Source organism: Anabaena sp. EIM26 (assembly GCF_057568715.1).
This window is the reverse complement of sequence record NZ_CM172472.1, coordinates 1919825-1934202: the sequence shown is the minus strand read 5'-3', so window position 1 is coordinate 1934202 and position 14378 is coordinate 1919825. Positions and strand designations below refer to the sequence as shown.

Here is a 14378-nt window from a genome sequence, read left to right as displayed (position 1 = left end):
TTTGAAGGTTAAAAAGGTGAATCAGGTGCAAGGAATAAGCGTTGAAACTAGCAAAAACCTATCACTTGACGAGATTCAAGACGATTCTTCTCTTCTTCTAATTCTTCCTCCTGACTCCTGACTCCTGAATTCTGACTCCTAGCCCTCACAGATAACTTTTTCAGCAAACCCTAAATAATAGTTCTGTAATGTGACATAATTAGGGCTTTACAGCAAGTCCTAATTATTAAATTATTCCCGTTAACAGTTTTTGGATCAAATTTGCCATCTGTTTTAGTTTTACAGGTTTACTTAAATACTCATTAGCACCAGCTTGGAGACATTTTTCCTCATCACCGGGCATAGCTAAGGCAGTCAGGGCAATAATTGGCATCGAGACTAGTTGAGGATTAGCGCGAATCTGGCGTATTGCTTCTAAACCGTCCATATCTGGCATCTGGATATCCATGAGAATAAGATCGGGGGTTTGAGTGGTAGCCTGAGCGATCGCTTGATGTCCATTATTGGCCAGGATCAACTGATAGCCACAAGCTTCAAGATAGGCACAGAAAGTCTCAATATTGTCGAAATTATCCTCTGCTAGAAGGATGACTGGTTGCTTAATTACTCGTTCAGGTGTGACGGTTGCAGCCGATGTTTGGGTGACACCCGTTTGCTGTAGTTTCTCTATGGTGTCTGCAAATGGCAATACACTGGAACTAAGCGAGGTTGGTGGGGTAGGACTTACAGACCGTTTGGGGATGTGAGGTAAACGCACAGTAAAGCAACTACCTTGGCCTAGTTGGCTATTGACAGTGATACTAGCACCATGCAGTTCGACGATTTGCTTGACTAAAGTCAGCCCCAACCCTGTACCTGCATACTTACGATTCAAGCTGCTGTCAATTTGCATAAAGGGCTGAAAAAGTTTATCTATATCTGTAGCGGCTATGCCAATGCCTGTATCAATAACGGAAAAGCAGAGGGAATAGAGGAAATTTGGCGGCTCTGGAGGACAACCTCCATCTGCTTGACAGACTTCTAAATATTCTAGACCAACATCCAGTATTACCTGACCACCGGCAGGGGTAAATTTGACTGCATTCATCAGCAAGTTAATCAACACTTGTCGCATCCGTCGTTCATCGACAATGATTTCTCCCAGGTCTTTTTGAAAAGCAGTTTTGAGTTGAATATTTTTCTGCATTGCCTGTTGTTTGACAAAGGCCAGACTGGAGTTGCACAGTTGTAGAACAGAAACGGAAGTCATCTCAAGTTCTACTTTCCCGGCCTCAATCTTCGAGACATCCAGGATATCGTTAATTAATTCAAGTAAGTGTCTACCACTGCGTTCAATCGTCGAGATCGATTTTTTCTGGCGTTCATTGAGGTTTCCAAAAACCTCGTCCTGTAAGCTTTCTGATAAACCCAGAATGGCATTAAGGGGGGTGCGAAGTTCATGGCTCATGTTGGCAAGGAACTCATCTTTGAGACGGGTAGCACGGAGCAATTCAGCATTGGAACGTTCTAATCTCTGTTCGTATTCCTTGCGAACCCGGATATCACGGATAATAGTCGAGAAAAATTCTACTACTCCTTGGGGAGATTTATGGGCGATGACCAATTGTGATACGGGAATTTCTTCTCCTTGGGCGTTCAGTAATGCAGTTTCTCCCATCCAAGTGCCATTAGCGATCGCTCCAGGTAATCCTTCTTCCAGCACCAATTTTAGCGCCCATTGGGGATGGTAATCGGAAACACGTTTGTCTTGTATTGATGCGTTGCTATCTAAACCCAAGAGTCGCCTAAACTCAAGGTTGTTCCAGAGTATATCACCATCTGCGTTGGTCATGCCAATGTAATCGGTAGAGGCTTCTAGGATGGCAATGAGTCGGTTTTGTTCTTGTTCTAAACGTTTGCGTTCGCTCACATCTTTCATGAAACAGTGATTGCCAATGAATTCCCCCTGCTCGTTATAGGTAGAAATCATTGTTACTTGCTTATAAAATACTGTTCCATCTTTGCGAATTCCCCTAGCTTCGGCTTCTATTTTGCCCATTTTCAGCATTTGGTCATAAGCAGCTTCCATGTAGGCAATGTCGTCTGGATGCACAGTTTGTTGCCACATCATACCAATCATTTCCTCTGGTTCATAGCCACAGGTATGAGCATAGGCCGGATTAACAGAAGAATAATGTCCTTGTGTATCTAACCGCGAGATTCCCTCAACAGCATTTTGCATCGCTGTATTCATCTCTCGTAGTGCGGCTGTTCGTTCTGCAACCTTAATTTCTAGTTCCTGGTTTAACTGTTCCAATGCTTTCTCTGTCTGGACACGCACATCAACATCCTGTACAGTGCCAAACAACCGTTTAATTATTCCCTGATCATTAAGTTCGGCTCTAGCTATCACTTCTACGAATCGAAAAGAACCATCAGACTGCAAAACTCTCAACTGTAGTTGATAGGATTCTCCATCATAAATCGTCCGTTCCACTGCTTGGTGGAGTTTTTCAGCGTCTTCTGGATGGTAAAGTTGCAGGTTCTCTACGTAATTGGGTTCTCCCAAAGACGGATCACGTCCTAAAATTCGGAATAGTTCCGTAGACCAGGTAATTTCCTCAGTTTTAATATCAAATTCCCAGTTGCCAATCTTGGCTACCCGTTGGGCTTCTGCTAAACGAGATTGACTTTGGTGTAGGGCAAGTTCGGTTTGCTTGCGTTCAGTAATAGGTGTACTTGTACCCACGATGCGATAAATTCGGGATGAAGCATCTTGGATTGGGGTTAAGGTGGTAATCCACCAAGTGATGTTGCCCTGAAAAGAAATAGATTCTTCATAACAAATAGGGACTCCAGCCTGGACACAATCAGCATAATGCTGTTTTATTGCTGTTTTAGGGGATTTTCCTTGCATTTCTTGAGTCAACATCCCCGTTAAGCGTTCGCAGGCTGGGTTAAATGTCAGAAACTGAAATTCGCCATTTTCTAAAACATCAATGGTAAAAACGGCTTGTTCTATGCCTTCATAGATGCTGCGTAAAAATTCTTCTTTTTCCCGTAGGGCTACTTCTGCTTTTTGTCGTTCTGCTAGTTCGGTTTGCGCTGCTTGGTGAGAGGTGGCTTGTTGAATAGCGATCGCTAGTTGGATGGCTATTTCGTCTAACAAAGTCAAATCGGTAGTATCCCAGTGGCGATAATCTGCACAGTGATGCCCAATTAACAATCCCCAAATCTGTCCCGAAACCAAAATTGGCACAACTAAATTAGCTTTTACTTGATATCGCTCTAAAAGTTGCACGTGACATTCTGTATAGTCGGTTTTGTAGATGTTATCAATAGCAATAGTCTGCCCTGAGCGAAACATTTCTACTACCTGCTCCTGAAAACAGGTATCTTCAATGCGATGGGTGATGGATGCAGTCCAACCTTCACCAACGGACTCAGCGACAACAATACCATTCCCATCTGCTGGAAACTGATAGACAAGGATGCGATCGCACTTTAAGAACTCCCGCACTTCTGTAACGGCTGTGCTGAGTATTTCCTGTAAGTTCAAAGAAGACCGAATTTGAGTAGAAATTTTGGTCAGCAAACGTTCCCGTTCTACTTGCACCTCTAAAGCTGCGGTACGCTCTTTCACCTGACGTTCTAAGTGCTTATTCCGGGCTTGCAGTAACTCTAGTTTTTCAGACTCCAATCGAGATACTTTTTCTTCTAGGGTTTCTACCATGCGGTAGATTTCCATCGGATTCAGCACATTTAATAAACTTGTCTGGGTGACAATGCCCAATAAGCTATTTTCTTCATCTGTCACCACCACCCGATTAATTTGTCGTTCCTGCATCAACATCCGTACTGACCATAGGGAAATATCTCCCCGCACAGAAAACACAGGAGTACTCATGACTGTCTGTGCCTGTATGTTGGCAAAATCTAGCTCTAAGGCTAAAAACTGGACTATATCTCTCTCTGTGATCATTCCTACAGGAATCAACCGCTGCTCGTTGGCGGCTACAATCACTACTGAACTCACCCGATTTGCTGTCATTAATTGAGTTACGTCAACTATGGTAGCGGTGGGTTGAGTGTGAATTACCTCTGTAGTCATCACCTCCGATGCTACACGCAAATGTAACAAGTCAATGGGGCGTAACAGTTGCCGCAAGCTCTCAGGGGTAATCAATCCTAGCACTGTTCCCTGTTTATTTACCAAGGGCAAATGGCGAATATGATGACGCTGAAATAGGTTAAGAGGCACAAATAGGTTAGTGAATTCTGAAGCTTCCAGGGTCAGCACTGGAGATACCATAACTTCAGCAATGGTTAAACCTGCTAGATTAAGTCCTCTAGAACTCAGTCGCACTAAATCGCGCTCAGTGACAATCCCCATCAACTGATTGTTTTCCACGACCAGTACGCAACTACTTTGAGCATGAGCTAGTATTAGTTCTGCTTCTGCGTCAATTTCGCAACTAAAAGAGCAATTTGTACCCCCAGCACTCATCAAAGTGATAGCTTCTACCACACAGGCAGTTGGTGCGATCGTCAGAGGTCGGCGAGAAATTGCAGGTTCTAAATCAATTGCTGTCAGAATAGTTCCAGCCACCTTGTTACCTCATCTAGAAATGGTGGTTTTGCTTCTTACCTGCTAGGATATAGCGGCTTTAATAACTAAACCTTGTCCAAGTTGAGAACTGGAGTTTTTCAAAAGGGAACAGGGAACTCTTAACAGGGAAGAGTATAGGATTTAGGAACAAAAACCGATTAAGCAATACCTTGTCCAAATCGAAAGTCTTGATTTGTAGGTTAGGTTGAGGGACGTTCACGTAGTGTGCTGGAGGCTTAACCCAACCAATGCGTTGGATTGCGCTTTCGCTTAACCCAACCTACAAAAAATGGACAAGGTATTGATTAAGAAAAAACTATTGGTTTCAAAGTAGACGTGGTTTATCAAGACAGAATTAATTATATATTGCTTATTTGCCAATTCTTTGCCAGTCAAAAATTTCCGACCAGATTTTGTGTACTTAATTTTGTACGATTACTTAAGTGTCACAATTTGCGCCAAAATAAACTTTAATTGCCACCATAATTACAGTATCCACTTATACTATTGCGGCTTATGTCACCCCCTTTTGACCGTCCGCCAATTATTACAGTTAGACTACCGTCCTCCCATGCTAATTTATTAGACGGACTCGATGAATTACTGTACTTGGGTTTGATATCTGATGCCCAAGTTAGGCAAATATGTCGAGAGTCTCTTGTTTGTTCTGTGATAGTGCAAACACAAGCTGAACCTGAAACACAGGTTGTATTTCCAACTTCTCAACCTGAGAAAATACCTGTAGTTGCCAGTTTGCCTCCAGAACCGAAACCACCAGCACAACCCAATTTCGTCACCTCAATGTTGCAGTCATTGGGGGAAGAGTTGAGTGTCCGCTGGTTGCTGTTTTTAGGGATATTTTTGGTAGTAGTTTCCTCTGGAGTGCTGGCCGCAAGTCAGTGGGAAAGGTTTCCAGCAGTTGGACAGTATGGGGTTTTATTAGCTTATACTTTGAGTTTTTGCGGTTTTACCTTCTGGGCGGGTAAACAAAGTAATTTAAGATTGACAGCGCAGACTTTGTTGATTGCGACTTTGTTGCTAGTTCCGGTCAATTTTTGGGCAATGGATAGCCTGAAATTGTGGCAAAATCCTATTAATTGGCTGGTAATGGCTTTTGCTGCTGTGTTGTTATCGACAATGACAACTTTACTTTACCGCGATCGCACAATTATTACTAATTTTCCCAGTGCTAAATTACCTTTAGTCAATATTCTGGCTTTGAGTTATCTGCATTGGGGTTGGAATTTAGCTGGATTTCCCCTCATTGCCGTATATTTGGCCATGGTCAGCACAACTATTATTACTGTTTATCAAAACCCACAACAAAATCAAGGTGAACAGGGTTTTAGTGGGAGTTTTGGTATATATGGCTATGTCATCATTTATGCTTTAGCATCTCTGTTAACACGGGCAATTTTTCTGGCTGGGGTAAATGTCACTCAGTTGGGTTTAGCTATTGGTATTTGTGGTGGGTTAGTGATTTGGTTAGCAGAGAAGAACCTCACCCCCAGCCCCTCTCCGCAAGCAGAGGGGGTAAGAAATGTAATAGATTCGACCTCATCTCCTGAACTCAACTTACTTTGGGAAAAGCTAGGGGGAATTTTGCTGTTTTTAGGCTGGTTTGTGTCGGTATGGACACAACCTGCACAAGCTGTAGTTGTCAGTACTATAAGTTTGTGGTTTTGTAGCCGTCGTTTACAAAGGTGTAGTTTTAAAGTTGATGTCGCTGCTATTTTCTTTATTGGTTTGCAAACAACTTGGCTAATTTGGCGGTTAGTACCCGATGAATTGCAGACATTAGCAATTAATACAGCAACTTATCTTACCAATTCCCAAAATCAACCTTGGGCATTATTGAGTATTGCTTTATTTCCTTACATCATTTTGATGTTGGTGTTAACAGATCGTCTTGATCGTGATCAAAAGCCGGAATTAGCAATATTTGGCGAACAGTTAACCCTATTATTAGGGGTTTGTTTAACGATGTTCGCTTTACTAAATCCGACATTACTAACTCTCAATTTACTATTTTCTACCATCACTCTAGCTATCGTCACTAAACGCCATGATTCCCTACCCTTACTGGTTTATTTAACTCATATCACCGGAATTTCGACACTTTTTTCTACTATCAATTGGCTGTCACCAAATTTAAATCAGGAAATTTGGGCAGCAATTTTATTAACTGTAATGGTTGCAGAATGGGTATTTAGTCTGGGTGCAGGAATCTGGAAACGTAGTGCTTGGTATATTGGTTTAGGGCTGGCGGCTTTCAGTTTTGCCTTATTATTTGTAAATCTGCAATCATCTACCTATGGCGTGATTTACAATTACAACCGCTGGGGAGTGATTTGGTTAATTACACCTTTAGCACTAACAGGTTTAGGGATTCGCACTACAGAACAGCGTCGCATTATTAATACTTATTTGAGTGTTATAGCTATTATAGTTGCCCAATTTCTCACTTTACCCCTACCAGAAACCCGATTAATTGGTTTGGGTGTGGGTGTAGGTGTGATGTTTGTGAATACTGGCTATTTGAGAAAAGAAGAAACTGCGAGGTTAACAATTGGTTTTGGGTTGGGTTTGATTGCAGCGTTATTGTGGAGTTTTCACAGTTTAGCAGTATCTACTTGGTTGATAGTGGGAGCTATAACTACCTTAAGTTTATGGTTAGGGCGTACTGTGCTTTTACGAAAAGGTACAGAATTAGCGGTTATTTACGCGGTAGCAAGTGATAATTGGGCGATCGCTCTAACTATCCTAGAATTATTAGGCATCACTGTCCATTCATTCCTGATTTATTCAGGAAATGCGAATGCTGGAATTCCCTATCTTATCGCCACAGCTATTACTTTCACCGCAATTATCTATCGCACTTGGCAACAACCGACAAACTGGGCGTTTTATAGTATCGGGTGGTGTTTAGAATTATTAACCGCCGAAATACTAGGATTTGGAGAACACTCAATTATTAAAATCGGCATTGCCAATATCGCCCTCGGCTTAACAACCCAACTATTCGGGGAATGGTGGCGACGAAAATATCAATTAACAAACTTACCCAGTAGTTTCCACATTTTACCCCTCATTTATGGTGCATTTAGCCTTCTCTTGAGGTTTAACACCTTCACCGACTGGACAGGTTTATATAGTTTAGGTGTAGCCTTGATTCTTATTGGCATAGGACGCAGAAGAGAAGAATTTAAACCCCTGCTTTACTTCGGCATCATCGGAGTATCCATTTCTGCCTACGAACTCCTCTTTTATCAAATGTCCCAAGCCTCAGGAGGCGCATTAGGTGATGGATTAATTGCCATGTCAGCCCTTGGTGCTACCATCATGTATGCTTACCGCATTCTCTCTCCTTGGCTGATTAGTTACTTGTGTCTCACTCCTGGAGAACTCAAAAATATTGCTCATCTACATTGGGTTTGGAGTAGTTGCTTATTCCTAGCTGCCATTACAGTTCCCATTCAAATAAACCTCTCTGTAGGAATAGGCACAGGGTTATTTTTGATGCGCTATGCCATTTGGCAAGGAAGGAAAAACACCCTCAATATTCCTGTACAAAGGTATTGGGGAATAGAAATAGATGAAATCTGGGTTTACCTGGGTTTAATAGAAGCAGCCATCGTAAATATTTACTTGCAGCATTTACCCGTAGTAAGTTTTATAGGCAAACTGTTACTACCTTGGCGTGGTGCATTAGCTTGTATAGTCGCCTACTTCCTTTACATCATACCTTGGGAAAATTGGGGTTGGTCAAAAACACCTTGGCAACGAGCCGCATACATCCTGCCATTATTCATTATTTGGCAAACCCAACAACAAATCTATCCCATTACCCTAGTTCTGTGTGCTGGTTTTTATATCTTTCTAGCTATAGTCACATCACAATTGCGTTTTACATATCTGAGTGTGGCATTAATTGATTGGGCTTTATTTCGTGAATTTAATCATTTAGGCCTTACAGATAGCTTATGGTATGTCACACCCATTGGATTATCTTTCTTATATATTACCCAAATAGATCAACAACTCAGACTACCCGAATCTAAATCACTTCGCCACAGCTTACGAATCCTAAGTAGTAGTTTAATTTGTGGCTGGCCAGTCTTGTTTCATCAAAATCTGCCCTTCATACCTGGAATTTTCAGCCTCATTGCCATTTTTGCCGGATTAGCTTTGCGAGTACGTGCTTTTCTCTATGTTGGTACAGCCGCTTTCTTAATCACCAGCATCTATCAATTAGTGATTTTCAGCCTTAGTTATTCCTTCTTAAAATGGATTGTAGGTTTGCTAGTTGGTATTCTCTTAATTTACATTGCAGCCAACTTTGAAACCCGACGTACCCAAATCAATATTCTAATTCGCAATACCATCAACGAATTTGAAAATTGGGAATAACCTGAGTTCGGAGTTTCTCCTCCGGAGACGCTACGCGAACGGAATTATGATTTTTAAGGGCGAGAGAATAAGGATTTGAGACTCTTAGTGTGAGGGAGTTTTCCACAAATTATCTTATGTCGAACTCAGGTGGGAATAGGTTAATAGGACTTACGCATCGACAAAATCTTATCAAATATGGATTATTACATCTATACTCAAGATGGATGAAAATAATTATAAATCTCCTGTGCTAAATGAGTTCCAATTCCCGAAACTTCAGCAAGTTGTGCAGGTGTCGCTTGACGGATATAATCAACAGAACGAAAATGGGCTAAAAGTAACTTTTGCCGATGTTGTCCTAAACCGGGAATTTCATCTAAACGCGATCGCTTTAGTTTATCACTTCTTTGCTGACGATGGAAACTCACCGCAAACCTGTGTGCTTCGTCCCGTAAGCGTCGCAGCAACTGTACCCCAGGTTGTTCAGCATCTGTTTTTAAGGGTTGAGATGAGCCAGGTAAAAAGATTTCTTCACGCTTTTTCGCTAAACTCACAACCCGTAAATCTGCAAGTAAATCCATTTCTTGCAAAATAGCCACAACAGAAGATAACTGACCTTTACCACCATCAATCATAATTAAATCAGGCCAGTCAGGATTATCTATGCGTGATAATTTTGGATCTTCAATATATTTTCTAAATCGTCTTTGAATAACTTCTGCTAAACTAGCAAAATCGTCAGAGTGTCCGATAGTAACATTGGGATTTTTAATTTTGTAATGACGGTAATATTGTTTTGCTGGTAAACCATCAATAAATACGACTTGAGAAGCTACCGCATTAGAACCTTGAATATGAGAAATATCATAACCTTCAATGCGTTGGGGTAAATCTGGTAAATCGAGAATTGCAGCTAAATCTTGGGTAGCTTGAAGATTACTATTTCCCAATTTTTGCATTCTTTGTAACTCAAATTGGGCGTTACGTTCCACCATCTCAATTAATTCTGCTTTAGTTTGTCGCAAAGGAGCTAAAATTGTGACTTTTTTACCTTTGCGTTGAGTTAAAATATCCGTCAAAATTTCTCCGTCAGATAACTCATGTTGTACCAAAATCTCTGTGGGAATTTCTACACTTTCCGCAGTTTGGTAATGTTCTTCTAAAACTCGTTGTAAAATAGCCCCAGGTTCAGCGTGTGCATCGGCTACAAACCCCAATCTTCCTACTAATTGACCTGCACGAATTTGGAATAATTGAATACAAGCGTGTTGATCATCTGCGGCTAAGGCTATGGCATCTCGTGATACAGTATCATCAGGTAAGGATACTTTTTGTTGTGCATTTAGAGATTTTAGACCAGTAATTTGATCGCGAACTCGCGCTGCTGTTTCAAAATTCAATTCTTCAGCCGCAGTTTGCATTTGTGCTGTCAAAATATCAATTAGTTCCTGTGTCCTTCCTTGGAATACCATTGCTACCTTTTGAACAATTTTGCGATATTCTTCGGTAGAAACTAATTTTTGACAAACACCAGGACAGCGACCAATATCATAATTTAAACAAGTACGGTCTTTAAATAAAGGTTGTGGTCTTTGTCTGAGGGGAAATATGCGTTTACACAAATGAACAATTTCGCGCAATAGGCCAGAATCTGTATAAGGCCCGTAATATTTATCTTTGGCTTTTCCTAATTGGCGTTTGCGGGTAATAAAAATACGCGGATAGTCTTCTGACCAAGTGATGCAGAGATAAGGATATTTTTTATCATCTTTGAGTAAGATGTTAAAATATGGCTGGTGCTGTTTAATTAAATTGGCTTCTAGTGCTAAAGCTTCTACTTCGGTATCGGTGACGATAAATTCAATTTCTGTCACCAGCTTGACCATTGTGTTGATGCGTTCCGTCTTGTTGGTGGAGTCCCGGAAATAGGAACGGACACGCGATCGCAATTTGCGCGATTTACCTATATATATGATGCGATCGCTCCCATCTCGCATCAAATAAACTCCCGGTTCAGCAGGAATCTCCCCAAGACGATTTTCCAGTCTTTCAGGATTTTTAACTAGTGGTAGTGTTTGAGCAGATAGAGTCACGGTTAAAGTTAGGTAATTTGACAGATATACCCTTCTTTATTTTAAGAAATATTTCTAAGAAATTGGCTGCTGCTATCAAGGATATCTAAGAGGTTGTTTGAAAAGTCTCAATCTATACTAACCCTAGCGACTAGAAGTCTCACGCCACTTGCTACAAGTCGGGGAACCCGCCCAAAGCAGTGGCTTGGCTACACAGACAAAACCCACGGAGGCGGGTTTGAAACACCTGTTTTTTGGTTATTCCACGCAGTAGCGAATTATATTTGCCTAAAACTTTTCAAACATCCTCTAAGAGCATGTTTGAAAAGTTTAGGGACGTATAATTTGTCATTCTGAGTGGAGTCTTACGCAACGAAGAATCTGGAGTTTAGCCCACATACTGAGATGCTACCCTGCGGGAACGCTAAAAGCGAACGTTCCTCAGCACGACATGGAAGGAGACTTTTCAAACAACCTCGCCGCAAGCTCTCAGGAGTAATCAATCCTAGCTAAGAGTATTCCAAGTAAAAAAATGCTCAATTTGTAGAGTGGGTTAGCGCAGCGTAACCCACCATTATCCTAGAAATTTATAGTGGGTTACGGACTAGCGTCCTCAACCACCCTACGATTTTTGGATAATTTATGTCTTGCAACACTCTAAAGAATTGTTTGTAATACATAGAAATAGTAGAGGTAAGTAAAATCCTCAACCCCTACCTTCTATATTTATCGTATTGAATTCAAATTTGAGTTTTAAGCAGAAACGTTTTTTAATTTACGTTGTGCAGCTACAATACCAGCGACACCAAATAAACCCAGCATTACAGAAGGTTCTGGTACTGGTGCTGGTTTGTATCCAGGCGTATTCCAGGTATAAATTGCATTGTAAGATACACCATCATCAGAAGCTGTAATTCCAGATGCAGCCGGGTTAAAACTGTAAGCGTAGCGAGTTTGTCCACCTGTTACAACTTTGGCAATTTCACTTGCTTGGAGTAGTCCTTGGTATCCGTTTAATGTTGATTTTAGGGTGAATACATCCTTAAAAGTTTTTAGTCCATCTAGCTTTAATTGCAAAGTTGCTTTTGTAATTCCTGAAGCTGAATTAACCTGTACTTGCAGTTGTGAAATCTTCGTATTAATTACTGTAGTGGTTAGTGAATTTAACGTTGTTCCTGTTGCAAATAATGAACTGACTCCACTATTCCACGCAGTATTGAGTTGACTAGAAACTGTAGTCTTAAGTTTTTCCTTTACATCGAAATGACCAATCAATTTAAGTTCTACACCGCCATTTTGACCGAATGCGAAATTACCAATGTTAGGATCTCCCATACCCAATGCAGGAAAATAACCTGTAACTAATGATTTGGTATTTACCGAAAAACCGTTCCATACCGACTGAAATGGTTGATACGCGTTCAACAAATCACCTAGCCATTGAGAACCAAAAGTATTCCAATCACTAGCTGTAACACTGCTGACGGTAGCACTATATGCTCCTTGTGTAGCGGTAAAGCCAACGTTAGCCGTGGGATTTTCGTCAGTGTACCAAAGTTCCACGTTTGAGGTAACATCAGCATCGGTCAGGGCGTTGGTAGCGGTGGCGGTATTATTGGGAATGAAAACTCCATTTGACCCACCTGTGTAGGTTTTAATTTGATTGGGATTGTTGTAACTAAAGGATACAGCTTGTGCTGGGGTAGCTGCTACAGCACCCAAACCAATCACCATTGCACCGACCAACAATTTTCCAAAAGAGTTTGTCATTGTTTTAGAGTTGAGTTTAAAGTTATTTCTATCTTTGATCCGAGTTAATAATAGACATCTCTGAAAAGTAAAGACGTTTCATAAAGCTTCTCTACAAGGGTTCTAGGAAACGTACATTTAATTTTTTGGAGATGTCTAATAGGGTTGCTAATAAGTAGCAGCTATTGCCGATTTAATAGTGGAACACACAAATATACTGTAAGGTAATTTAGCGCTTTATTTGATAAAGCTAATGTATTTTTTCAATAAAAATATGAAGATTATTACTGTATTTTTCTACGTTTATTTACTTAGAGAACTTAGAGCAGCCTTGATTGACAATTATTTCAGAAACTCTGCAATTCTCTCTACGGCAGTTTCTAAAATATCTGGTTCTTGTACCAAAGCAAAACGCACATAGCCTTCTCCAGCTTTGCCAAAACCTGCACCTGGGGAAGCGGCTACACCAGTTTTTTTAACTAGCTCGGTGCAAAATTTGATGGAATTGTTACACCAAGGTTCAGGTAATTTTGCCCAAATGTACATTGTCGCTTCGGGTGTGGGAACGTTCCAACCAATGCGGTGTAAGGCATTTATAAAAGTATCACGGCGTTGACGGAAGATATCAACGGCAACTTTGACACCAGCTTGATTTCCTGTGAGTGCTGCGATCGCACCGTTTAAAATTCCTAAATACTGATTAAAGTCAACTGCGGCTTTTACTTGCCTTAAAGCTTGAATTAGTTCGGCATTACCGATCGCATAACCTATGCGGAAACCACCCATATTGTAAGATTTCGACAGGGTAAAGAACTCAATAGAAACGCTTTTTTCTGGATCAGCTTGCAAAATTGAAGGGACTAAGGATTTTGGATTTTGGATTTTGGATTTTGGATTAAAAGTTTCTTCTTCGGTAAAGACCAAATCTACGTAGGGGAAATCGTGAACTAGGACGATATTATTTTGCTGACAAAAAGCTACGGCTTCTTTGAAGAAAGATAAAGGTGCGATCGCACTGGTGGGATTATGGGGATAGCTTAATACCATCATCCGTGACTGAGCCAAAACTGAAGCGGGAATATCAGTCAACACGGGTAAAAAATTATTTTCTGCCTTTAATGGCATTGTGTAAATTTGCCCACTAGCTAAATAAACTCCTCCAACATGGGAAGGATAGCCAGGGTCTAATAATAGGGCAAAATCGCCGGGATTGAGAATTGCTAAAGGTAAATGAGCCGTTCCTTCCTGAGAACCAATCAGAGGTAAAACTTCTGTTTCTGGGTCAACTTTAATACCAAACTTTTGTTCATACCATTGTGCCGCAGCTTGACGAAACCCCTTTGTACCCCGAAACAGCAAATAACCGTGAGTACTGGGATCATAGAGAGATTTGGCGATCGCTTCAATGACATGATTTTCCGCCGGTAAATCGGAAGAACCAAGAGATAAATCAATTAATTCTCTTCCAGCAGCCACAGCAATAGCCTTGGCTCTGTCCATATCAGCAAATACATTAGATTGTAGAGGTTGTAACCGATTTGCAAATTGCATTTTATTTATTAGTCGTTGGTCATTAG

5 protein-coding genes are annotated in these 14378 nt (G+C 41.0%); 1 reads left to right on the top strand and 4 read right to left on the bottom strand.

Annotated elements, in window-relative coordinates:
- Positions 1-226 precede the first annotated feature (226 nt).
- Positions 227-4588 (bottom strand): PAS domain S-box protein, encoded by a 4362-nt coding sequence (locus AC012T_RS08305; RefSeq protein ID WP_487064736.1) that lies wholly within the window; start codon positions 4586-4588, stop codon positions 227-229.
- Positions 4589-5104: 516 nt separating this feature from the next.
- On the opposite strand from AC012T_RS08305, the gene AC012T_RS08300 reads away from it, so the two are divergent.
- A complete protein-coding gene (locus AC012T_RS08300) occupies positions 5105-8998 on the top strand; it encodes a DUF2157 domain-containing protein (protein ID WP_487064734.1) in 3894 nt (1297 codons plus the stop codon).
- Positions 8999-9195: 197 nt separating this feature from the next.
- Here the strand turns inward: AC012T_RS08300 and uvrC are convergent, their stop codons facing one another.
- The 3 genes from uvrC to AC012T_RS08285 form a co-directional block, all read right to left on the bottom strand.
- Positions 9196-11073 (bottom strand): excinuclease ABC subunit UvrC, encoded by a 1878-nt coding sequence (uvrC, locus tag AC012T_RS08295; protein ID WP_487064732.1) that lies wholly within the window; start codon positions 11071-11073, stop codon positions 9196-9198.
- A 732-nt stretch (positions 11074-11805) separates the two neighbouring features.
- Positions 11806-12822: an NF038130 family PEP-CTERM protein gene (locus AC012T_RS08290; RefSeq protein ID WP_487064730.1), complete on the bottom strand. Its 1017-nt coding sequence runs from the start codon at positions 12820-12822 to the stop codon at positions 11806-11808.
- Positions 12823-13143: 321 nt separating this feature from the next.
- Complete coding sequence (locus AC012T_RS08285; protein ID WP_487064728.1) at positions 13144-14352, bottom strand: LL-diaminopimelate aminotransferase; 1209 nt, start codon at positions 14350-14352, stop codon at positions 13144-13146.
- Positions 14353-14378 lie beyond the last annotated feature (26 nt).